This is a genomic window from Streptomyces sp. NPDC088124, assembly GCF_040685895.1.
Taxonomy (GTDB): domain Bacteria; phylum Actinomycetota; class Actinomycetes; order Streptomycetales; family Streptomycetaceae; genus Streptomyces.
This window is the reverse complement of sequence record NZ_JBFBJB010000080.1, coordinates 17,396-38,359: the sequence shown is the minus strand read 5'-3', so window position 1 is coordinate 38,359 and position 20,964 is coordinate 17,396. Positions and strand designations below refer to the sequence as shown.

Below are 20,964 nucleotides of genomic sequence, written 5' to 3'. Positions count from 1 at the left end.
CCGGCCGAGGACACGTCACCGTTGACGGTCGAGCGGTTGATGAGGATGCCCTTGCGGCCCGCGGCGGTGCTCGGCGCGGTGATGTACCCGGCCGACTCCGGGCTCAGACCGTCTCGGGAAGCTCGTCGAGCCCCTCGGCGACCAGCTTCGCCAGCCGGTCCAGGGCGGCGTCCGCGCCCTCGGCGTCGGAGGAGAGCACGATCTCCTCGCCGCCCTGCGCACCCAGTCCGAGCACCGCGAGCATCGACGCGGCGTTGACGGGGCTGCCGTCGGCCTTCGCGATGGTCACGGGGACTCCGGCGGCCGTGGCGGCGCGGACGAAGATGGAGGCGGGACGGGCGTGCAGCCCCTCGGCCCAGCCGACATTGACGCGGCGCTCAGCCATGGTGTTGCCCTTCAAGTCGCAAAAAGTCTCAAAACAGATGTCTGGACCAAGCGTCTCATGGGGCGTGGAACGGATCCCCGTCGCCCCCGATCACCGGTCACGGACACCGCCCGCGCCGTAGGCTTTGGGCATGGAGCACCCGCGGGACCACGCGTATCCAGGGCACTGGGAGGCGGACGTGGTGCTGCGCGACGGCGCCACCGCCCGGATCAGGCCCATCACCACCGAGGACGCGGAGCGGCTGGTCAGCTTCTTCGAAAAGGTCTCCGACGAGTCCAAGTACTACCGCTTCTTCGCCCCCTACCCGCGCCTCTCCGACCGCGACGTCCACCGCTTCACGCACCACGACTACGTCGACCGGGTGGGGCTCGCCGCGACCGTGGGCGGCGAGTTCATCGCGACCGTACGGTACGACCGCACCGACGAGCGCGGACTGCCCGCCTCCGCCCCCGCCGACGAGGCCGAGGTCGCCTTCCTCGTCCAGGACGCGCACCAGGGCCGCGGCGTCGCCTCCGCCCTCCTGGAGCACATCGGCGCCGTCGCCCGCGAGCGGGGCATCCGCCGCTTCGCCGCCGAGGTGCTGCCCGCCAACAGCAAGATGATCAAGGTGTTCCGGGACGCCGGGTACACCCAGCGGCGCAGCTTCGAGGACGGCTCCGTACGGCTCACCCTCGACCTCGAACCCACCGCCGAGTCCCTGGCGGTCCAGCGGGGCCGTGAGCAGCGCGCCGAGGCCCGCTCCGTGCAGCGCCTGCTGACCCCCGGCTCGGTCGCGGTCGTCGGCACCGGCCGCGCCCCCGGCGGTGTCGGCCGCACCGTGCTCCGCAATCTGCGCGACGCCGGGTTCACGGGGCGGCTGTACGCGGTGAACAGCGCGTTCCCCGAGTCCACGGAGAGGCTCGACGGCGTCCCGGCCGTACGCTCGGTCACCCGAATCGGTGAACCCGTCGACCTCGCCGTCCTCGCCGTCCCCGCCGGGCGGGTGCCCGAAGCGGTCGAGGACTGCGGCCGCTCCGGCGTCCAGGGCCTGGTGGTCCTCTCCGCCGGGTACGCGGAGAGCGGCGCCGAGGGCCGCGAGCGCCAGCGCGCACTGGTACGGCTGGCCCGCTCGTACGGCATGCGCATCATCGGCCCCAACGCCTTCGGGATCATCAACACCGCCGACGCGGTACGGCTGAACGCCTCCCTCGCGCCGCAGCCGCCCGTGCGCGGCCGGATCGGCCTGTTCACCCAGTCCGGCGCGATCGGCATCGCGCTCCTCTCCGGGCTGCACCGGCGCGGTGCGGGGCTGTCGTCCTTCATCTCGGCGGGCAACCGCGCGGATGTCTCGGGCAACGACATCCTCCAGTACTGGTTCGAGGACCCGGACACCGATGTGGCCCTCCTCTACCTCGAATCGATCGGCAACCCGCGCAAGTTCACCCGGCTCGCCCGGCGCACGGCGGCGGTGAAGCCGGTCGTCGTCGTGAAGGGCGCCCGCCACAGCGGCAGCGCTCCACCGGGGCACACCGTCCCGGTGACCCGCATCCCGGACGCCACCGTCTCGGCGCTGCTGCGGCAGGCCGGGGTGATCCGCGTCGACACGGTCACCGAACTCGTCGACGCGGGGCTGCTGCTCGCCTCCCAGCCGCTCCCCGCGGGCCCGCGCGTCGCGATCCTCGGCAACTCCGAGTCGCTCGGCCTCCTCACGTACGACGCCTGCCTCACGGAGGGGCTGCGCCCCCTGCCGCCCCAGGACCTCACCACGTCCGCGGCGCCCGACGACTTCCGTACCGCGCTCACGGCGGCCCTCGCGGACCCCGGGTGCGACGCCGTCGTGGTGACCGCGATCCCGCGGGTGGGGGAGACGGGCACGACGGACCCCGCCGACGGCGGGGCGCTCGGCACGGCGCTCAGGACGGCGGCGGCGACGGCCCCGGCGAAGCCGGTCACGGTGGTCCACGTGGAGATCGGCGGGCTGGCGGAAGCGCTGTCGGCGGCGACGCACAGCGGCCCGGGCCGCCCGCCGCCGCCCCCGGCACCGACGCCCCCGGCACCGGGGTCCGTGGAGCCGCACCCGTCCGGCGCCACGGGCACCCCCGCGCCCGCCGCCGTGCGCATCCCCGCCTACCCCGCAGCCGAGCGCGCCGTCCGGGCGCTGGCCGAGGCCGTACGGTACGCGCGGTGGCGGCGCCAGGCGGCCGAACCCGGGAAGGTCCCCGAGTTCCTGGACGACACCATCGACGAGAGCGCGGCCGCCGCGCTCATCGGCCGGCTCCTCGGCGCCGCCCCCGACACCCGCCGCCTCTCCCTGGCCCCCGGCGACGCCCACGAACTCCTCGCCCTGTACGGCATCCCCGTACGGCCCGCTCTGCCCGCGCCGGGGCCCGACGAGGCCGTCGCCGCCGCCGCGCGGCTCGGCTACCCCGTCGCCCTGAAGACGACCGCCCCGCATCTGCGCCACCGCGCCGACCTCGGCGGCGTACGGCTCGACCTCGCCGACGAGGCACAACTGCGGCTCGCCCACCACGAGCTGACCGAGCGGCTCGGTACCGCCGTCGAGCTGCGCCCCGTCGTCCAGGCCATGGCGCCCCGCGGCGTGGACACCGTCGTACGGGCCGCCATCGACGCCGCCGCGGGCTCCGTGCTCTCCTTCGGGCTGGCCGGCGCCCCCTCCGAACTCCTCGGCGACCTCGCCCACCGGCTGGTGCCCGTCACCGACCGCGACGCCGCCGAGCTGATCCGGTCGATCCGGACGGCACCCCTCCTCTTCGGCTGGCGCGGCTCGGCCCCCGTCGACACCCCCGCCCTGGAGGAGCTGCTGCTACGGGTCTCCCGGCTCGTCGACGACCACCCCGAGGTCGTCTCCGTCACCCTGGAACCCGTCGTCGTCGCCACCCACGGACTCTCCGTGCTCGGTGCCACCGTCCGCCTCGCGACGCCGCCCGCCCGCGACGATCTCGGTCCCCGCACACTCCCCAGCCACTACTAGGACAGATCTCCCCCTCATCGGCTCCTGCTCAGCGGTTTCCGCCGGGACAGGGCGTCTCCGGCAGCCATCCGGCCCCCGTAGGATGAGCTCATGGCGAAGACCGGTACGACGACCCAGGGGCTGCGCACGGCGATCGAGCGCAGCGGCTACTACCCGGCTCTCGTGGCCGAGGCGGTGGAGGCCGCTGTCGGTGGCGAGCCGATCTCGTCGTACCTGGTGCACCAGGAGACCACCTTCGACGCCAACGAGGTGCGGAGGCATGTCACCGTCCTCGTGCTGACCGCCCACCGCTTCATCGTCAGCCACACCGACGAGCAGGCCGCCGACTCCAGCTCCCCGACGCCGTACGCCACCACCTCCACCGAGTCCGTCCGGATCGACCGCATCTCCTCCGTCGTGGTCAGCCGCGTCGTCGCCAACCCGGAGTCGTACAAGCCCGGCACCCTGCCGCGCGAGGTCGTCCTCACCATCGGCTGGGGCGCCGTCTCCCGCATCGACCTGGAGCCGGCCGCCTGCGGCGACCCCAACTGCGAGGCGGACCACGGCTACACGGGCAGCTCCACCGCCGACGACCTGAGCCTGCGGGTCAGCGACGCGGGCGACGGCCCGGACGCCGTGCGGCAGACGCTCGCCTTCGCGCAGGCGCTCTCCGAAGCCACCGCGGCCACGGCGGCCACCGCGGCGACCGGCCGCTGATGGCCGCCGAGTCCCTCTGGCAGGACCCCGTCCCGCTCGCCCTCTCCAGCGCGCCGCTGCCGCAGTACGGCAGCGGTTCGCTCGCCGATCTGCTGCCCACGCTCGCCGCGGGCCAGGGCGTACCGGATCTGACCGCGACGATCCCGGAACTGACTCCCGCCGACCGGAACTGCGTCTTTCTGATCGACGGACTCGGCTGGGAGCAGCTCAGGGCACACCCGGACGAAGCGCCGTACATGACGTCGCTGCTCGCCACCTCGCGCGGCTCCACCGGGCGCCCCCTCACCACCGGCTTCCCCGCCACCACCGCCACCTCCCTCGCCTCCGTCGGCACGGGGCTGCCGCCCTCCGCGCACGGCCTGCCCGGGTACACCGTCCGCGATCCGGCGACCGGAGCGCTGATGAACCAGCTCCGCTGGAAGCCGTGGACCGCCCCGCACGTCTGGCAGCCGTATCCCACCGTCTTCGCCCGGGCCGAGGCGGCGGGCGTGCACACCGCGCAGGTCTCCTCCCCGACCTTCCAGCACACCCCGCTCACCAAGGTCGCGCTGAGCGGCGGCTCCTTCTTCGGCCGGCTCTCCGGCGAGGACCGGATGGACCTGGCCGCCGAACAACTCGCCGCGGGCGACCGGTCGCTGGTCTACACGTACTACAGCGAGGTCGACGGCAAGGGGCACCGCTTCGGGGTCGACTCCGACGCCTGGCGCGGCCAGTTGATGTACGTCGACCGGCTCGTCCAGCGCCTCGCCGAACAGCTCCCGCCCCGTACCGCGCTCTACGTCACCGCCGACCACGGCATGATCGACATCCCCTTCGACGAGGAGTCGCGCATCGACTTCGACGAGGACTGGGAACTGAGCGCCGGGGTCGCCCTGCTGGGCGGCGAGGGCCGGGCCCGTCATGTCTACGCCGTACCGGGCGCCGCCGCCGATGTCCTCACGGTCTGGCGCGAGGTGCTCGGCGAGCGGTTCTGGGTGGCGAGCCGCGACGAGGCGGTCGCGGAGGGGTGGTTCGGGCCGCCGGGCGCGATGGACGAGCGGGTGCACGACCGGATCGGCGATGTCGTCGCCGCGGCCCACGACGACGTGGTGATCACCGCCTCCGTCCAGGAGCCGCACGAGTCCGCGATGGTGGGGATGCACGGCTCGATGACCCCCGTTGAGCAACTGGTCCCGCTCCTCGAAGTACGCTCGTAACCGCTCGTACGCCCGTACGATGCCCATCGACCGCGGCGCGGCCCCCGCCGCCCGCGGCAGCAGAAGACCCGAAAGGCCGTCACCCCCTCATGCCAGAGCTGGTGTTCTTCTCCGGAACTATGGACTGCGGAAAGAGCACCCTCGCTCTGCAGATCGAGCACAACCGCTCGGCGCGCGGGCTCCAGGGCATGATCTTCACCCGTGACGACCGGGCTGGCGAGGGCAAGCTCTCCTCCCGGCTCGGTCTGGTCACGGACGCCGTCGAGGCCGCGGACGACTTCGACTTCTACGCCTACCTCGTGGACCGGCTCTCCCAGGGCGGCCGGTGCGACTACGTCATCGCCGACGAGGCGCAGTTCCTTGCCCCGGCCCAGATCGACCAGCTCGCCCGGGTCGTGGACGACCTGGAGCTGGACGTCTTCGCCTTCGGCATCACCACCGACTTCCGCTCCAAGCTCTTCCCCGGCTCGCAGCGGCTCGTGGAACTCGCCGACCGGGTCGAGGTGCTCCAGGTCGAGGCGCTCTGCTGGTGCGGCGCCCGCGCCACGCACAACGCGCGGACGGTCGGCGGCGTCATGGTGGTCGAGGGCGCACAGGTCGTCGTCGGGGACGTCCACCGGGTCGGCGACGAGGTCGGCTACGAGGTGCTGTGCCGGCGCCACCACCGGCGCCGGATGACCGCGGCGACCGCGCGGGCCGCCGCGCTCTCCCCGGACGTCCTGCCCATCCCGGCGGGCTGACGGGCCCTGGCGGCCGCCGTCACCCACCGCTCCCTCGCCGTCCCGGCGGCCGGTCTCAGCGGTCGGCCGACCGTACGATCGTGAAGACCGCGCCCTCCGGGTCGGCGACCGTCGCGTGCCGTCCGTTCGCGCCCTCGCGCGGCTGCTGGAGCACCTGCCCGCCCAGCTCCGTGACCAGCCGCGCGGCGGCGTCGGTGTCCGCCACCTCGAAGTACGTCATCCAGTGCGAGCCCCTGTCCCGGGTGAGCGCCCGGCCCACCCCGTGCAGTGAGGCGACGGGACGCCCGCGCAGCCGCAGGGTCAGGAAGTCGAAGTCGGCCGAGATGACCGCCTCCACGTCGTAGCCGAACAGCGCCTTGTAGAACGTGTCGACCGAGGATGTCTCGCGGGTGATCAGCTCGTTCCAGACGGGTGTGCCGTGCGCCCCGGCCACCGCCGTCCCCGTGTGCGCCGCCGCCTGCCAGATCCCGAAGACCGCGCCCGCCGGGTCGGCGGCGATGGCCATCCGGCCCGCCGACGCCGCGTCCAGCGGGCCGACGCCGACCGTTCCGCCGCAGCTCCTGATCGTCTCGGCCGTCAGATCCGCGTTGTCCGTGGCCAGATACGTCAGCCAGGCGATGGGAAGGTGCCGGTCGGGCGGCAACTGACCGATCCCCGCGATCTCCTTGCCGTCGAGCAGCCCGCGGACGTACGGTCCGAGCTGCTGCGGCCCGGGCTCGAACTCCCAGCCGAACAGCGCTCCGTAGAACTCCTCGGTCGCGGCAAGTCCGTGCACCATCAGACTCACCCAGCAGGGTGTTCCTGGTGTGTGCCGGGTCGCTGCCTCGGTCATCGTCACTCTCTCCTCGGACCGTCGTGGTGGCCGTGCGGGGCGTGCCGATGCTCGCACCCACCGGCGCGCGGCGCCGCCCGGCCGCGCCGCAGTTGGCGGGATCTCGATTCGTTGTTTACCGGCGCCTCCTGGCCTTTACCCGCTGTTTCACAGGCCGTTACATCGCGTGGTCCGCCGAGGCTCCCGCCGTGGGGCGGCCGTGCGCGAGGATGGTCGCCATGACAGCCATCATCACCGCAGCCGAACTCACCGGCGAGTCGGCGGGTCCGCGCCCGCCCGTACTGCTCGACGTCCGCTACCGGCTCGGCGGGCCGCCGGGCCGGCCGGAGTACGAGGCGGGGCATCTGCCCGGCGCCGTATACGTGGACCTCGACGCGGAACTCGCGGGCCCGCCGGGCGCGGGCGGCCGGCATCCGCTGCCCGACCTGGCGGTCTTCGGCGCGGCGATGCGCCGTGCGGGTGTCGGCACGGACACGCCGGTCGTCACGTACGACGGGGGACTCGGGTGGGCGGCGGCCCGCGCCTGGTGGCTGCTGCGCTGGGCGGGCCACGGTGATGTCCGGGTCCTGGACGGCGGTCTGGCCGGCTGGACGGGCCCGCTCTCCACCGAGATCCCGGCACCGGCGGAGGGCGACTTCCGCCCCGAACCGGGCGGACTCCCGCTGCTGGACGCGGACGGCGCGGCGGCCCTCGCCCGGGAGGGGCTGCTGCTGGACGCCCGCGCGGCCGAGCGCTACCGCGGCGACGTCGAGCCGATCGACCGGATCGGCGGCCACATCCCCGGCGCGGTCTCGGCTCCCACCGCGGAGAACATGGCCGAAAACGGCACCTTCCGCCCGGCGCCGGAACTCGCGGCCCGCTTCGCGGCCCTGGGGGCCGCGGGCCGGGACGTCGGCGTCTACTGCGGCTCCGGCGTCTCCGCCGCCCAGCAGGTGCTGGCCCTGGAACTGGTGGGCATTCGCGCGGCGCTCTACGCGGGCTCGTGGTCGGAGTGGTCGGAGGACCCCGCCCGCCCGGTCGCCAAGGGCCCGGACCCCCGGTGACGGCCGGGAGCGCCGGGCTCCGGGCAAGCGGCCGCGGAGCGTCCGGGAGCAGGTGAGAAGCACCTGAGGGGCCCGTGCTCACCGCGCGAGGTGAGCACGGGCCCCTCGTCCTGCGTATAGGAGGGTGTGCGAACCCTGTCAGTCCTGCTTCTTACGACGGGTGCCGAAGACGATCTCGTCCCAGCTCGGCACCGCGGCCCGCCGCCCCGGGCGGACGCCGTCCGCCTCCGCCTGGCGGTCCGTCGTCCCGGTGAGCCGGTCGCGATGACCGGCCACGGAGCGCGGCATCAGCACGTCCGCGTAGGCCGATCCGGCCCCGGCGGAGGCGGCGGGTGCCACCGGCTCCTCCGCGTCCGGCTCGTCCTCCGGGTCCACGCCCCCGGGCTCCGGCGGCGCCGGGCGTTCGGGCACGACCATGTCGCCGCGGAAGCTCGGCACGGCCTCCAGCAGGCTGGTGAGCGAGTCGCGTTCGTCGGCGTCGTCCGGCTCCGGGGCGACGGGGCGCTCCAACTGCCGGTCGAGGGAACGGTCCAGCGGCCGGTCGCGCGGCAGCCGCGCGATCCGCGGTACGAACGGGAAGCTCGGCTCCCTGGCGACGGTGTCGTCCGTGTCGCCGATCAGCGCGCGCGCCTCGTCGTCGACGGCCTGGACGAGGCGCCGCGGCGGGTCGTACGTCCAGCTCGCCGAGTGGGGCTCGCCCGCTACCAGATAGACCAGCAGGACTTCCCAGGTGCCGTCGTCACGGCGCCACGAGTCCCACTGCACGGTCTCCTTGTCGGCGCCGCGCAGCGTCAGCCGCTCCCGCACGGCTTCGCCGAGCTGGGGTCCGGTGTTCTCGCCGGGGCGGCGCACGGGGGTCTTCCTGGCGCGCTCGGCCATGAAGGCGCGCTCCGCGAGCACGGGGCCCTCGAAGCGGCGCACCCGGTCCACCGGGATCCCGGCGTGCTGCGCGACCTCCTCGGCGGAGGCACCGGCTCGTATCCGCGCCTGGATGTCACGCGGTCTGAGGTGGCTCTCCACCTCGATCTCGATCTGGCCCAGACGCGCACGGTCGTTGCGGACGGCGGCGCGCAGCCGCTCATCGATGGGGAGCGTGTACTCCGTGCTGTCGGCAGCCTTGAGCACCAGTCGTGTGCCGTCGTTGGAGACGGCCACGACACGCAGTTCGGGCATGGGAACCTCCCGGGTGGTGCCTGCCGACGTCACGTGCGTCGCTGCTTCCGCTAGTCGAGTGTGGCCTGCCCGGGTGCAGCCTGCCACAACCTTTCCGTGCTGCCCGGCGTGTCGGGCATGGGCCCTGGATCGCCGATGGCACGGTTACCCTTTGCGACGCGGAGTGACGAACCTGGTCACTCCGTGCAGCAGGCGCCCGTGCGGTGCCGCGGCTCCGCCGGATCGAGTGCCACGTTCGGCCCCCTTCCCGTTAGTCCCGGACCCCCATGAGGGAGTCCGGCCCCAGGGCTCGCCACAGTACTCCATTCGGGCCATCCGGGTGGACCGGCGCGCCGCCCAAGTTCTCGCAGGACCGGGGCGTTGATCCCTCCGTACCGTCCACGAGCGGCCGGACGCGGGTGTCTTGCTTCACAGAACCCACCGAAGCGGAACTATTCACTTCGCTCAGAGGTCACTCCTTGGTGCAAGGTGGGACAGATGTGCAGGCAGGGGCCACAGGTGGAGCAGAGGCTGACGACCGGTACACGAACGGACGAGAGGGCGGGAAGCGGCACGGCGGGCGAACGGAAGGAACGGGAGCAACGGCGGCGCCCGGGGCAGCGGATCGAACTCAGCCTGCCGCAGGTCGCGGGCAGCGCGCTCGCCGCGGTCGCCGCCGCGGTGCTCGCCTCCCAGCTCGGCGTGTACGGCACCATCATCGGCGCGGGCGTCGTCAGCGTCGTGGCCACCTGCGGTGGTTCGGTCTTCCAGCACTTCTTCCACCGTACGGGGGAACAGATCCGCGTCGCGGCGGTCCAGGCGAGGCCCGGCGGCCGGCAGGTGGCGGTACCGCCGGACCGGGGCGACCCGGTCCGGGGGAGCGATGTCCTCGGCCCGGCGCCGCCCGTGAACGAGGAGTTCAACCGGGCCACGACCCACGGCACCCGCGTCCGCGGCTGGAAGCGGCCGGTCCTCGCGGCCGGGGTGGTCTTCGGCGTCGCGATGGCCGGTGTCACCGGATTCGAGCTGATCTCCGGTCAGGGCCTGGGCGGCGGCACGGGAACGACCGTCGGATCCGTGGTGAGCGGCGGCGGCCACCGGTCCGCCCCTACCCCGGCGACCGACCCCGCGTCCACTCCCTCCGGCGATACCGGGAACGGCACGGGAGCCGACGGCGACCAGGGCGGCACTCCGGGGAGCGGGACCTCGCCCGCCCCGTCCGGCGGCGCCGCGCGCGACGGGACGACCAAGGACAGCGGGACCGGGACCGGGACTGGCACCGGCAACGGCACCGGCAACGGGACCGACCCGATCGGCACCCCGTCCTCGCCGTCCCCGGTGGACTCCTCGGGGCCCGCCCGGGATTCCGGCGGCGACTCCGGCACGTCGTCCACCCCGGCCCCGGCACCCTCCGGTACGGCGGACACCGGCTCCGGCACCGGCGGTGACAGCGGTCCGACCGGCGGGTAGCGGGTGCGGGAGGATGTGTACGGCGCGCATCGGTGCCCGTCAGTCCCCGAGAACCCGGCGCAGATAGTCGTTCCCGAACAGCCGGTCCGGGTCGAGCCGGTCCCGTACCGCCGTGAACTCCGCGAAGCGCGGGTAAGCAGCGGCGAGATACCCCGCGTCCCGCGTGTGGATCTTGCCCCAGTGCGGACGGCCGCCGTGCGCGGTCATGATCCGCTCCACCGCCGTGAAGTACGAGCGGTGCGGCGTGCCCCGGTACAGGTGCACGGCGATGTACGCGGTCTCCCGCCCCGAGGCCGTCGAGAGCGCTATGCCGTCGGCGGGTGCCGTCCGTATCTCCACCGGGAAACTCACCTTCAGCGGTGAACGTTCGAGCATCGCCTTGACCTCGCGCAGCGCGCCGACCGCGGCCTCCCTCGGCAGCGCGTACTCCATCTCCACGAAGCGCACCCGGCGCGGGGAGGTGAAGACCTTGTAGGGGACGTCCGTGTACGTACGGGCCGAGAGCGCGCGGCTGGAGACGCGGGCGAGGACGGGGATCGTCGCGGGCACCGCGCGGCCCAGCGCGCACGCCACCTGGAAGGCGCCGTTCGAGAGGAGTTCGTCCTCGACCCACCCGGCGACCCGGCCGGGCGGCGCCGCGGGACCGGCGCTGCGGTTGTTGCGCTTGGTGTTGCAGTTGCCGGTGTGCGGGAACCAGTAGAACTCGAAGTGCTCGTTCTCGGCCACGTGTTGATCGAACTCCGCCGTGACCCGGTCGAAGGGCATCGGCTCCTCACGGGCCGTCAGCAGGAAGGCCGGCTCCACCGCGAAGGTGACCGCGGTGATCACACCCAGCGCGCCGAGCCCGATCCGTGCGACGGCGAAGATCTCCGGATTCTCCTCGGCCGAGCAGCGCAGCACCGTCCCGTCCGCCGTGACCAGTTCGAGCGCGCGGATCTGGGCGGCGATCGACGCCGAGTCGCGGCCGGTGCCATGGGTGCCGGTGGAGGTCGCGCCCGCGACGGTCTGCTCCATGATGTCGCCCATGTTCGTCAGCGACAGGCCCTCCCGGGCGAGCGCCGTGTTCAGGCGCTTGAGCGGGGTGCCCGCCGCCACCGTGACGGTGCCCGCGGCCCGGTCGATCTCCCGGATCCCGGTGAGCAGGTCGGGCCGTACGAACACACCGTCCGTGGCGGCGACGGAGGTGAACGAGTGCCCCGTGCCGACCGCCTTGACGCGGAGCCCGTCGGCGGCCGCCGCGCGGACCTCCCCGACCACCTCCTCGACGGAGGAGGGGGACACCGTACGGGCGGGCCGGGCGGTCACGGTTCCCGCCCAGTTACGCCACGCGTTCGTGGTCGTCGTGCTCCTCAGGACTGCCCGGTCCCCGGTCATCCGCCCCATGCCCTCCCTGTCTCCGTACCGGCTGACGCAGCCGGCGATACCCCAGGAGCGCCACCACGACCGCGACGGCGCCCGCCACCACGGGCACCCTGTACCCCGCTCGTGCCCCGGCGGCGTCGACCACCCAGCCCGCGGCCGAGGAGCCGAGCGCCACGCCGACCGCGAGCCCGGTACTGGTCCAGGTCATGCCCTCGGTCAGCTTGGTGCGCGGTACATGCGCTTCGACGAGGGCCATCGTGGTCACCATCGTCGGTGCGACGGAGAGGCCCGCGACAAAGAGCGCCACGGCCAAGAGCGGGAGGCTCCCGGCCAGTTGGAGGGGGATCATACTCACGGCCATCGCGCAGACACCCACCAGCCACCTCCGGGCCGGGGGACCGGGGAGATGCAGCAGCCCGAACACCACGCCCGCGGAGCAGGACCCCAGCGCGTAGACCGACAGGACCAGGCTCGCCGCGGCCTTGTGCCCCTGCTCCTCGGCGAAGGCGACCGTGACCACGTCCACCGCGCCGAAGATGGTCCCCGTCGCGACGAAGGTCGCCACCAGCACCCGCAGCCCGGCCGAGCCGAGTGCCGAACCCCCGGTGTGCTCCGCACGCGGCCGCGGTACGGGCTCGGTGGCGCGCTGCGCTGTCAGCCACAGGACGCCGACCACCAGGAAGACCCCGGCGACGAGCGGGCCCGCCTCGGGGAACCAGGCCGTCGACAGCCCGATCGAGATGATCGGGCCGAAGATGAAGCAGATCTCGTCGACCACCGACTCCCAGGAGTACGCGGTGTGCAGCGCGCGCGGGGAGTCCCGGTGGACCGCCGCCCACCGCGCCCGCACCATCGCCCCGACGCTCGGCATGCACCCCGTCCCGGCCGCGAAGACGAACAGCGTCCAGTCGGGCGCGCCCCGCTGGGCGCAGAGCAGCAGCCCCGCGATCGCCGTCACCGAGACCAGCGTCGCCGGGCGCAGCACCCGCCGCTGCCCGTGCCGGTCGACCAGCCGGGAGATCTGCGGGCCGAGCACCGCGGCCGACATGGCCATCGTCGCTGAGACGGCGCCCGCGAGGCCGTACCTGCCGGTGAGCTGGGAGATCATCGTGACGGCGCCGATGCTCAGCATGGCGAGCGGCATCCGGCCGATCAGTCCGGCCGCACTGAATCCCCGCGTACCGGGAACGTCGAACAGCGCGTGGTAGGAACGGGGCAACGCAGGCAACGGACGCTCCGGTAAGCGATGAATCTGGCCGCGGCAGCTTACGGCAGTCCGCCCGCCGCGCGCCCCCGGTTTTCCGCCGGGCTCCGTGCCCGGCGTACCGGGGCGGATGGCAGGATCGGAGCATGTCCGAACAGTCGGCGACTTCGCCCTACGACGCTCTGCTCCTGCTGTCCTTCGGCGGCCCCGAAGGCCCGGACGACGTGGTTCCGTTCCTGGAGAACGTCACCCGTGGCCGCGGAATCCCGAAGGAACGGCTCAAGGAGGTCGGCCGGCACTACTTCCTGTTCGGCGGGGTCAGCCCGATCAACGAACAGAACCGGGTGCTGCTGGACGCGCTGCGCAAGGACTTCGCCGGGCACGGCCTCGACCTGCCGGTCTACTGGGGCAACCGCAACTGGGCGCCGTATCTCACCGACACCCTCCGCGAGATGGCCGCCGACGGACGGCGCCGCGTCGCGGTCCTCGCCACCAGCGCGTACGCCTCGTACTCGGGCTGCCGGCAGTACCGCGAGGACCTGGCGGCCGCCCTCGCCACCCTGGCCGCCGAGGGGATCGAGCCGCCGCGTGTCGACAAGCTGCGCCACTACTTCAACCACCCGGGCTTCCTGGAACCCGTGATCGACGGCGTGCTCGCCTCGCTCGCCGATCTGCCCGAGGACGTACGGGCGGGGGCGCATCTCGCCTTCACCACCCACTCCATCCCGACCGCGTCGGCCGACACCTCGGGCCCGGCCGAGGGGCACGGCGAGGGCGGCGCCTACGTCGCCCAGCACCTCGACGTCGCCCGGCTGGTGGTGGCCGCCGTCCGGGCGGAGACCGGGATCGCGTACCCCTGGCGGCTCGTCTACCAGTCGCGCAGCGGCGCCCCGCACATCCCCTGGCTGGAGCCGGACATCTGCGACCACCTGGAGACGCTGAGCGCCGAGGGCGTCCCCGCCGTCGTGATGGCCCCCATCGGCTTCGTCTCCGACCACATGGAAGTCCTGTACGACCTCGACACGGAGGCCACCGCAAAGGCCGCCGAGCTGGGGCTGCCCGTACGCCGCTCGGCCACCGTCGGCGCGGATCCGCGGTTCGCCGCCGCCGTGCGCGATCTCCTCCTGGAGCGGGCCGCGACCGAGCGCGGCCGCGCCGTGGAGCGGTGCGCCCTCGGCGCGCTGGGCCCGAGCCACGACCTCTGCCCGGCGGGCTGCTGCCCGGCCCGCGCCCCCAAGCCCGCCGCCGCGGGCGCCGACAGCCCGTACGCCTGAAGGAGCCCGCTGTGACCGACGCCCTCACCGGTGAACTGCTCGCGCTCGCCCTGGAGGCGGCCCGCCGGGCCGGCGCGCTGCTGCGCGACGGGCGCCCCGACGATCTGGCCGTCGCGGCCACGAAGTCCAGCCCCATCGATGTCGTCACCGAGATGGACATCGCCGCCGAGAAGCTGATCACCGGCTATCTCGCGGAGCACCGCCCCGACGACGGCTTCCTCGGCGAGGAGGGCGCCAGCACGGCGGGCAGCACGGGCGTCCGCTGGGTCATCGACCCGCTGGACGGCACCGTCAACTACCTCTACGGGCTGCCCACCTGGGCCGTCTCCATCGCCGCCGAGCGCGACGGGGAGACGCTGGTGGGCGTCGTCGAGGCCCCGATGCGCCGCGAGACCTTCCGCGCCGTGCGCGGCGGCGGCGCCTTCCTGGGCGACCGTCCGCTGCGCTGCCGCCCCGCGCCGCCGCTGGAGCGGGCGCTGGTCTCCACCGGCTTCAACTACGTCACCACCGTCCGCGCCCACCAGGCGGAGATCGCCCAGCGGCTGATCCCGAAGCTGCGGGACATCCGGCGCGGCGGCTCGGCGGCCATCGACCTCTGCGACGTGGCGGCCGGCCGGCTGGACGGCTACTACGAGCGGGGGCTGCATCCCTGGGACCTCGCGGCCGGTGATCTCATCGCCCGGGAAGCGGGCGCCCGTACGGGTGGCCGCCCCGGTACCCGGCCCGGATTCGAGCTCACCGTGGCGGCCACGCCGGGCGTCTTCGAACCCCTCCAGGAGCTGCTGGAGGAGTACGGGGCCTGGCACGACTGACCGGCACCCGGGAGCCCCGGAACACGGAAGGGCCCCGGCACCGTCCCCTCGGTGCCGGGGCCCTTCTCAGCAGATCGCTTGCGGCTCTGATATTTCGTAAATCTGTGCGAGTAGTGTCGGAGCGGCGGTATCCGGGGTGTCCGGTACGACGTGGTGCATCGGGTCAGACGCTGGCGGCGCCGACCTCCACACCGTGCTCGGCGGCGAGCCGGCGCAGGTCGTCCAGCTCTTCCTGTTCGACATCCGCGAGGAAGTCGTCACCCGTTTCACGTGCACGGGTGAGATCTGTTTCCGTGGCCTTTATACGCTGGAGAAGCCCGGCGGTGAACGCGTCCATTGCGCCCCCTCGTCGTGGGTCAGTGGCACGGGGGTGTGCCGACGGCGGGAAGATCAGACGCCCACTGTCTTCTGGAGTGACAGCTATCCGGTGGGCAGATAAGGGTGTGGCATGCCACAAACAGGGCGTGATCTCGGGTGTGAAGTCGTCTTCCCCAGGGTCCGTCCCCGAGAAACCTCCCCGACTCCATCAATCCGGCCCCGGCCCGGACGTGCCTGGTCACCGGGCATCGTCTTACCGCCGGTTTATGGCCGATACGGGCAGGATGGGCCCGCACAACGAGTGCTGGAACCTGCCCTGATCACGGGAGACGGGCCAAGAGGAAGGAAGACCGACGTGCGCGTACTCGTCGTCGAGGACGAGCAACTGCTCGCCGATGCGGTGGCCACCGGACTGCGCCGGGAGGCCATGGCCGTCGACGTCGTGTACGACGGTGCGGCGGCCCTGGAGCGGATCGGGGTCAACGACTACGACGTGGTGGTGCTCGACCGCGATCTTCCCGTCGTGCACGGAGACGACGTCTGCCGCAAGATCGTCGAGCTGGGGATGCCCACCCGGGTCCTGATGCTGACCGCCTCGGGCGACGTCAGCGACCGGGTCGAGGGTCTGGAGCTGGGCGCGGACGACTATCTGCCCAAGCCCTTCGCGTTCACCGAGCTGACCGCCCGGGTCAGGGCTCTGGGACGCCGTACGACGGTGCCGCTGCCGCCCGTCCTGGAGCGCTCGGGGATCAAGCTGGACCCCAACCGGCGCGAGGTCTTCCGCGACGGCAGGGAGATCCAGCTCGCGCCCAAGGAGTTCGCGGTGCTGGAGGTCCTGATGCGCAGCGAGGGCGCGGTCGTCTCGGCCGAGCAGCTGCTGGAGAAGGCGTGGGACGAGAACACCGACCCGTTCACCAATGTCGTCCGCGTGACGGTCATGACCCTGCGGCGCAAGCTCGGTGAGCCGCCCGTGATCGTCACCGTGCCCGGCTCCGGCTACCGGATCTGATGCCGGTGGCCACTACTCCGGCGCCGCCCGCGGCGCCTCCGAAGCCGACCTGGGACCCGAGAAAGCCCGACCAGTCGCTCCCCTGGGTCCGGCCCACCATCCGTATACGGCTGACGCTGCTCTACGGCGGGATGTTCCTGATCGCGGGCATCCTGCTGCTCTCGATCATCTACCTGCTGGCCGCCCAGGCCCTGCACGTGGGCAGTGAGCTGCCCTTCCAGATCGTGAGCGGCAAGGTACGGAGCGACACCTGCAACTTCCCGGACCAGGCGCCGCCCGACCAGTTCAACACGGCGATGAACGCCTGCGTCAACCACCAGCGCCAGCAGGCGCTCGACGATCTGCTCAGCCGCTCGCTCTTCGCGCTGGTCGGGCTGAGCGTCATCGCGTTCGCCTTCGGTTACGCGATGGCCGGGCGGGTGCTGTCGCCGCTGGGCCGGATCACCCGTACCGCGCGCCGCGTGGTCGGTTCCGACCTGGCCCGCCGGATCGAGCTGGACGGCCCGGACGACGAGCTGAAGGAGCTCGCCGACACCTTCGACGAGATGCTGGAGCGGCTGGAGCGCGCCTTCACCGCGCAGCAGCGCTTCGTCGCCAACGCGTCGCACGAGCTCCGTACGCCGCTCGCGATCAACCGGACCCTCCTGGAGGTCCACCTCTCCGATCCGGGGGCTCCTGTGGAGCTCCAGCAGCTCGGAAAGACCCTCCTGGCGACCAATGAGCGCAGCGAGCAGCTGGTGGAGGGGCTGCTGCTGCTCGCCCGCAGCGACAACCAGCTCGTGGAGCGCAAACCGGTCGACCTCGCGGAGGTCGCCACCCGCGCCGTCGACCAGGCCCTTTCCGAGGCGGAGGCGAAGGGCGTGGAGATCCGCTCGGAGTGCGTCCCCGCGGTCGTCCAGGGCAACGGCGTCCTGCTGGAACGGATCGCCCTGAACCTGGTGCAGAACGCCGTGCGGTACAACATCCAGGAGGACGGCTGGGTGGAGGTCGGCACCGAGCTGCAGCAGGGCCAGGCGGTCCTGGTGGTGTCGAACACGGGGCCCGTGGTGCCCGCGTACGAGATCGACAACCTCTTCGAGCCGTTCCGGCGCCTGCGTACGGAGCGGACGGGCAGCGACAAGGGCGTGGGACTCGGTCTGTCGATCGCCCGTTCGGTCGCCCGCGCCCACGGCGGACGGATCGCCGCGGAGCCGCGTGAGGGAGGTGGACTGGTGATGCGTGTCACTCTCCCGGTCTGAGAGACTGCGCTCGGTATTCACGCGCCGGAGAACTTTGTTCGCTTTGCGCGGAATATTTGGCGTCGATTTCCGGCGGGTCCCTGTGTGATCGATCACAGGGGCGAATTCCCGCCCATCGACTCTGTGTGATCAAGCCTTCGTCGGATGACCGGTAAAGTCCGGGTTTCCGGGGGCCGGGATCACGGGAAGTACACGGGGTGGCGCCCGTGCGACAGGAACGAGGGACCGTGTACGGTCCCCTTCGCCACCCGAAGCCGATCACTCCTCAGGAGTCCGGTTGGGTGTCGATTGAGTAACAGACCTTGATGTGAGGCAAAATCTCCGCCTCAGGTCGGGCACAAGTCCGGCCTCTCACGCGTTACGTGCGCTGAGACACTACAGAACCCAGAGGGGGAGAGCGACGACATGGCAACGGATTACGACACCCCACGCAAGACCGACGACGACGTCGATCAGGACAGCCTTGAGGAACTGAAGGCCCGTCGGAACGACAAGTCGACCTCGGCGGTCGACGTCGACGAGTTCGAGCAGGCCGAAGGCCTGGAACTGCCCGGCGCGGACCTCTCCAACGAGGAGCTGTCCGTCCGGGTCCTGCCCCGGCAGGCCGACGAGTTCACGTGCATGAGCTGCTTCCTCGTGCACCACCGCTCCCAGCTCGCCAGGGAGAAGAACGGTCAGCCCATCTGCCGCGACTGCGACTGAGGTCTGACAGGCCGTGGCAGGCGACACACCGTTCCGGAAACGGCGCTTCCGGCGCAAGAACGCTCCGGAGGCAACGGATACGTATCAGGGCGGCTCAGGCCCGGCGGAAGGCGTTCAGCCCGCTGCCGAGCACTCCGCCCTGCTGCCCCAGCACGGCGCGCACGAGGACGAGCGAGGCCGGCCGGCCTCGCTCGAAGCCGTCCGGGACGACCACGGCGGCCCCACGACCGGGGGCCGGCGCCTGGACAGCCTGAAACGGGGCGTGCGCAAGGGGAGTGACGGAGCCAAGGCGGCCCTCGCGTTCGTCGCCGACCGGATCATCGAGAACGCACCCCGGATCCCGGTCCGCGACCTCGCGACCCTGCGCGGCCAGTTCCCGGGCCTCGGCCCCGAGGAACTGGCGGACAAGCTGATAGCGGGCGCCGCGAACAGCAGCTCGACCGTCGGGGCGGGCGTCGGCGCCGCCGCGATGATGCCCGTACCACCCGCGATGCCGGCCGAGCTGGCCGCCGAGATCACCGCCGTCGCCGCGATCGAGTTCAAGCTCATCGCGGAGCTGCACGAGGTCTACGGACAGCGCCCGCCCGGCACGCTCAGGCAGCGCAGCGCCGCCTATCTGACGTCCTGGACCGAGGAGCGCGGCGTCGACATCACCAAACCGTCGACGTTCAACGGCGCCCTCAGCGGCCCCATGAAGCGCGAGCTGCGCCACCAGATCACCAAGCGCATGGTCCGCAGCCTGCCGAACCTGGTCCCCTTCATGATCGGGGCCGCCGTCGGCGCCCTGATGAACCGGCGGGACACCAAGAAGGTCGCCGAACACGTCCGCAAGGACCTGCGGGCCCGCCAGGTGCCCTGGGACGCGCTGCCCGCCCAGCCGCCCCTGGAGCGGCCGGACAAGCTGCCCCCGGGCCTCCCCAGGGAACTGGGCCAGTAGACCGGTAGAACCCCGTCCGGCGGGTCTCAGCCCGTACGGACCGCGTCCAGCGCGGCCGCCAGCTCCTGCGGGGTCCTGGTCGACAGGTAGATGTACGGCGTCGGGTCGTCCGGATCCGTGACCTCCACCCGCAGCGCCGTCGGCACATAGCTGCGCAGCAGCATGAAGGCGCGCGGGTCGGCCTTCTCCAGTCGCCAGGCCCGCGCCTCCTCCGGATCCAGCACCTCCGCCGTGCCGAGCGCCGACACGGGGATCCGCGCGTCCCCCGCGACCAGCGAGTCCGCCACCACCCGGATCCGCGCGGACCCGTAGGAGCTCACCCCGGCCGCCGCCAGCGCGCCCGCGACGATCACCCCGCCGAGCATCGGCAGCGCGCCCAGCGGCAGTGTCATCAGGCCGCCCGCGACGGCGAGCAGGGCGGCGATGCCCCACCAGGAAGGGGGCGCGGTGAGGCGTTCGTCGTAACGTGCGGGGGAAGGCTCCATGGGGCCAAGCTTGGCACGGTGCCCCCTCCCGGCGACCGCGCGGGTAAGGTCTGCGCCTGTGAGTAACGTGCCATCCCAGGGGACGCCCCCCGGACTCCGAGCGGCGCCGGGGTCCCTGGCGCCCCCCGCCGACGCCGTACCGCCGGTACGGCACCCCGACGCGCCCGCCCCCGGTGAGCGGCTCGGGGCGCACAACGACGAGTGTTTCGGCTGCGGCGAGGGACAGCGGCACGGACTCCGGCTCGTCGTCCGCGCCGGTGAGGGCGTGCGGGTCACCGCCGAGTTCTCCGTCGGACCCGTCCACCAGGGCGCTCCGGGCCTCGCCCACGGCGGCGTGCTCGCCACGGCGCTGGACGAGACGCTGGGCGCGCTGAACTGGCTGCTGGGGACCGACTCCGTCACCGGCCGGCTCCAGACCGAGTACGTACGGCCCGTGCCCGTCGGGGCGCTGCTGCACCTGGAGGCCGAGGCCATCGCCGTGCACCGGCGGAAGATCTACTCCACCGCCACGGCCCGGATCGGCGGCCCCGACGGGCCCGTCGCCGTCCGGGCGGACGCGTTGTTCGCAGAGATCAGGCGCGACCGCGCCGTCGAGGTGACGCCATGAGCCCTGTGCCCGACGGCCCCGGTGGCCTCGTTGACGTACTGATCCGCCGTGTCGACCCCGAGGTGCCGCTACCCGCGTACGCGCACCCCGGGGACGCGGGGGCCGATCTGGTCACCACGGAGGCCGCCGAGCTGGCCCCCGGTGAGCGCGCCGTCCTGCCGACGGGCATCTCCCTCGCCCTGCCCGACGGCTACGCCGCCTTCGTGCACCCGCGCTCCGGGCTCGCCGCCCGCTGCGGGGTCGCGATGGTGAATGCCCCCGGGACGGTGGATGCCGGGTACCGTGGGGAGATCAAAGTGATCGTGGTCAATCTGGACCCCCGCGAGAGCGTGCGGTTCGAGCGGTTCGACCGGATTGCCCAACTCATCGTTCAGCAGGTCGAGAAGGTGCGCTTCCACGAGGTGGCGGAGCTTCCCGGTTCCGCGCGGGCCGAGGGGGGCTTCGGGTCCACCGGCGGCCATGCCGCCGTGGGCGGGGTACAGGGTGGGAATCGATACGCTTCGGTCGTATCCGACCGGGAAGGACAGTGAC

Annotated in this window: 20 protein-coding genes and 1 pseudogene; 14 read left to right on the top strand and 7 right to left on the bottom strand. The window is 72.7% G+C overall.

The genetic code is table 11. From position 1 onward, the window contains the following. Positions 1-103 precede the first annotated feature (103 nt). A complete protein-coding gene (locus AB0P17_RS39340; RefSeq protein WP_365819184.1) occupies positions 104-385 on the bottom strand; it encodes an HPr family phosphocarrier protein in 282 nt (93 codons plus the stop codon). Between the two features lie 130 nt (positions 386-515). Between AB0P17_RS39340 and AB0P17_RS39335 the strand changes: the two genes are divergently transcribed. The 4 genes from AB0P17_RS39335 (at position 516) to AB0P17_RS39320 (ending at position 5,988) form a co-directional block, all read left to right on the top strand. After that, complete coding sequence (locus tag AB0P17_RS39335) at positions 516-3,356, top strand: GNAT family N-acetyltransferase (RefSeq protein ID WP_365819182.1); 2,841 nt, start codon at positions 516-518, stop codon at positions 3,354-3,356. Positions 3,357-3,446: 90 nt separating this feature from the next. Next, entirely contained in the window at positions 3,447-4,052 is a 606-nt protein-coding gene (locus tag AB0P17_RS39330; RefSeq protein WP_365819180.1) for a DUF5998 family protein, read from the top strand. Continuing rightward, positions 4,052-5,248 carry a nucleotide pyrophosphatase/phosphodiesterase family protein gene (locus tag AB0P17_RS39325; protein WP_365819178.1) on the top strand — a complete coding sequence of 399 codons (1,197 nt, stop codon included), beginning with the start codon at positions 4,052-4,054 and terminating at the stop codon, positions 5,246-5,248. The genes AB0P17_RS39330 and AB0P17_RS39325 overlap by 1 nt, the downstream gene beginning before the upstream one ends. A gap of 89 nt (positions 5,249-5,337) precedes the next feature. Beyond that, positions 5,338-5,988, top strand: a complete 651-nt coding sequence (locus tag AB0P17_RS39320) for a thymidine kinase (RefSeq protein ID WP_365819176.1) — start codon at positions 5,338-5,340, stop codon at positions 5,986-5,988. 55 nt (positions 5,989-6,043) lie between these two features. On the opposite strand, the gene AB0P17_RS39315 is transcribed toward AB0P17_RS39320, so the two are convergent. Next, positions 6,044-6,820, bottom strand: coding sequence for a VOC family protein (locus AB0P17_RS39315; RefSeq protein ID WP_365819174.1), 777 nt, complete (start codon positions 6,818-6,820; stop codon positions 6,044-6,046). A gap of 218 nt (positions 6,821-7,038) precedes the next feature. Here AB0P17_RS39315 and AB0P17_RS39310 point away from each other — a divergent pair, with 218 nt between their 5' ends. Then, a complete protein-coding gene (locus tag AB0P17_RS39310; protein ID WP_365819172.1) occupies positions 7,039-7,863 on the top strand; it encodes a sulfurtransferase in 825 nt (274 codons plus the stop codon). A gap of 138 nt (positions 7,864-8,001) precedes the next feature. Here AB0P17_RS39310 and sepH read toward each other — a convergent pair whose 3' ends face one another. Further along, positions 8,002-9,036 carry a septation protein SepH gene (gene sepH / locus AB0P17_RS39305; protein WP_365819170.1) on the bottom strand — a complete coding sequence of 345 codons (1,035 nt, stop codon included), beginning with the start codon at positions 9,034-9,036 and terminating at the stop codon, positions 8,002-8,004. Between the two features lie 498 nt (positions 9,037-9,534). Here sepH and AB0P17_RS39300 point away from each other — a divergent pair, with 498 nt between their 5' ends. Continuing rightward, positions 9,535-10,485 carry a hypothetical protein gene (locus AB0P17_RS39300; RefSeq protein WP_365819168.1) on the top strand — a complete coding sequence of 317 codons (951 nt, stop codon included), beginning with the start codon at positions 9,535-9,537 and terminating at the stop codon, positions 10,483-10,485. Positions 10,486-10,524: 39 nt separating this feature from the next. Here AB0P17_RS39300 and AB0P17_RS39295 read toward each other — a convergent pair whose 3' ends face one another. Both AB0P17_RS39295 and AB0P17_RS39290 read right to left on the bottom strand, forming a co-directional pair. Beyond that, a complete protein-coding gene (locus AB0P17_RS39295) occupies positions 10,525-11,859 on the bottom strand; it encodes a D-arabinono-1,4-lactone oxidase (RefSeq protein WP_365819190.1) in 1,335 nt (444 codons plus the stop codon). After that, positions 11,804-13,066 carry an MFS transporter gene (locus AB0P17_RS39290; RefSeq protein ID WP_365819188.1) on the bottom strand — a complete coding sequence of 421 codons (1,263 nt, stop codon included), beginning with the start codon at positions 13,064-13,066 and terminating at the stop codon, positions 11,804-11,806. The genes AB0P17_RS39295 and AB0P17_RS39290 overlap by 56 nt, the downstream gene beginning before the upstream one ends. Positions 13,067-13,197: 131 nt before the next feature. On the opposite strand from AB0P17_RS39290, the gene AB0P17_RS39285 reads away from it, so the two are divergent. Then, on the top strand, positions 13,198-14,325 hold the full coding sequence (locus AB0P17_RS39285; protein ID WP_365819166.1) for a ferrochelatase: 1,128 nt from the start codon (positions 13,198-13,200) through the stop codon (positions 14,323-14,325). Positions 14,326-14,336: 11 nt separating this feature from the next. Continuing rightward, entirely contained in the window at positions 14,337-15,137 is an 801-nt protein-coding gene (locus tag AB0P17_RS39280; protein WP_365819164.1) for an inositol monophosphatase family protein, read from the top strand. Between the two features lie 163 nt (positions 15,138-15,300). Here the strand turns inward: AB0P17_RS39280 and AB0P17_RS39275 are convergent, their stop codons facing one another. Then, positions 15,301-15,474, bottom strand: a complete 174-nt coding sequence (locus AB0P17_RS39275; protein ID WP_365819162.1) for a hypothetical protein — start codon at positions 15,472-15,474, stop codon at positions 15,301-15,303. 336 nt (positions 15,475-15,810) lie between these two features. On the opposite strand from AB0P17_RS39275, the gene AB0P17_RS39270 reads away from it, so the two are divergent. The 4 genes from AB0P17_RS39270 to AB0P17_RS39255 all read left to right on the top strand — a co-directional run bounded on the left by AB0P17_RS39270 (position 15,811) and on the right by AB0P17_RS39255 (position 19,341). Further along, positions 15,811-16,464, top strand: a complete 654-nt coding sequence (locus AB0P17_RS39270) for a response regulator transcription factor (RefSeq protein WP_365819160.1) — start codon at positions 15,811-15,813, stop codon at positions 16,462-16,464. Between the two features lie 5 nt (positions 16,465-16,469). Further along, positions 16,470-17,702: a HAMP domain-containing sensor histidine kinase gene (locus tag AB0P17_RS39265; protein WP_365819158.1), complete on the top strand. Its 1,233-nt coding sequence runs from the start codon at positions 16,470-16,472 to the stop codon at positions 17,700-17,702. Positions 17,703-18,107: 405 nt separating this feature from the next. Then, complete coding sequence (locus tag AB0P17_RS39260; RefSeq protein ID WP_030350183.1) at positions 18,108-18,404, top strand: DUF4193 domain-containing protein; 297 nt, start codon at positions 18,108-18,110, stop codon at positions 18,402-18,404. Between the two features lie 13 nt (positions 18,405-18,417). Continuing rightward, positions 18,418-19,341: a hypothetical protein gene (locus AB0P17_RS39255; protein WP_365819155.1), complete on the top strand. Its 924-nt coding sequence runs from the start codon at positions 18,418-18,420 to the stop codon at positions 19,339-19,341. A 26-nt stretch (positions 19,342-19,367) separates the two neighbouring features. On the opposite strand, the gene AB0P17_RS39250 is transcribed toward AB0P17_RS39255, so the two are convergent. Next, entirely contained in the window at positions 19,368-19,826 is a 459-nt protein-coding gene (locus AB0P17_RS39250) for a DUF3093 domain-containing protein (RefSeq protein WP_365819153.1), read from the bottom strand. Positions 19,827-19,884: 58 nt separating this feature from the next. Between AB0P17_RS39250 and AB0P17_RS39245 the strand changes: the two are divergent. After that, positions 19,885-20,397, top strand: a pseudogene (locus AB0P17_RS39245) (PaaI family thioesterase); the annotation flags it as partial. 32 nt (positions 20,398-20,429) lie between these two features. Then, positions 20,430-20,963, top strand: a complete 534-nt coding sequence (gene dut / locus AB0P17_RS39240; RefSeq protein WP_365819151.1) for a dUTP diphosphatase — start codon at positions 20,430-20,432, stop codon at positions 20,961-20,963. The last annotated feature ends 1 nt before the right edge of the window (position 20,964 follow it).

What these genes read in the sequence shown, in the direction of transcription:
- dut (WP_365819151.1), top strand. Translation starts at nt 20,430, where the DNA reads ATGAGCCCTGTGCCCGACGGCCCCGGTGGCCTCGTTGACGTACTGATC.
- AB0P17_RS39340 (WP_365819184.1), bottom strand. Translation starts at nt 385, where the DNA reads ATGGCTGAGCGCCGCGTCAATGTCGGCTGGGCCGAGGGGCTGCACGCC.
- AB0P17_RS39330 (WP_365819180.1), top strand. Translation starts at nt 3,447, where the DNA reads ATGGCGAAGACCGGTACGACGACCCAGGGGCTGCGCACGGCGATCGAG.
- AB0P17_RS39310 (WP_365819172.1), top strand. Translation starts at nt 7,039, where the DNA reads ATGACAGCCATCATCACCGCAGCCGAACTCACCGGCGAGTCGGCGGGT.
- AB0P17_RS39315 (WP_365819174.1), bottom strand. Translation starts at nt 6,820, where the DNA reads ATGACCGAGGCAGCGACCCGGCACACACCAGGAACACCCTGCTGGGTG.
- AB0P17_RS39250 (WP_365819153.1), bottom strand. Translation starts at nt 19,826, where the DNA reads ATGGAGCCTTCCCCCGCACGTTACGACGAACGCCTCACCGCGCCCCCT.
- AB0P17_RS39285 (WP_365819166.1), top strand. Translation starts at nt 13,198, where the DNA reads ATGTCCGAACAGTCGGCGACTTCGCCCTACGACGCTCTGCTCCTGCTG.
- AB0P17_RS39325 (WP_365819178.1), top strand. Translation starts at nt 4,052, where the DNA reads ATGGCCGCCGAGTCCCTCTGGCAGGACCCCGTCCCGCTCGCCCTCTCC.
- AB0P17_RS39335 (WP_365819182.1), top strand. Translation starts at nt 516, where the DNA reads ATGGAGCACCCGCGGGACCACGCGTATCCAGGGCACTGGGAGGCGGAC.
- sepH (WP_365819170.1), bottom strand. Translation starts at nt 9,036, where the DNA reads ATGCCCGAACTGCGTGTCGTGGCCGTCTCCAACGACGGCACACGACTG.
- AB0P17_RS39275 (WP_365819162.1), bottom strand. Translation starts at nt 15,474, where the DNA reads ATGGACGCGTTCACCGCCGGGCTTCTCCAGCGTATAAAGGCCACGGAA.
- AB0P17_RS39320 (WP_365819176.1), top strand. Translation starts at nt 5,338, where the DNA reads ATGCCAGAGCTGGTGTTCTTCTCCGGAACTATGGACTGCGGAAAGAGC.
- AB0P17_RS39295 (WP_365819190.1), bottom strand. Translation starts at nt 11,859, where the DNA reads ATGACCGGGGACCGGGCAGTCCTGAGGAGCACGACGACCACGAACGCG.
- AB0P17_RS39260 (WP_030350183.1), top strand. Translation starts at nt 18,108, where the DNA reads ATGGCAACGGATTACGACACCCCACGCAAGACCGACGACGACGTCGAT.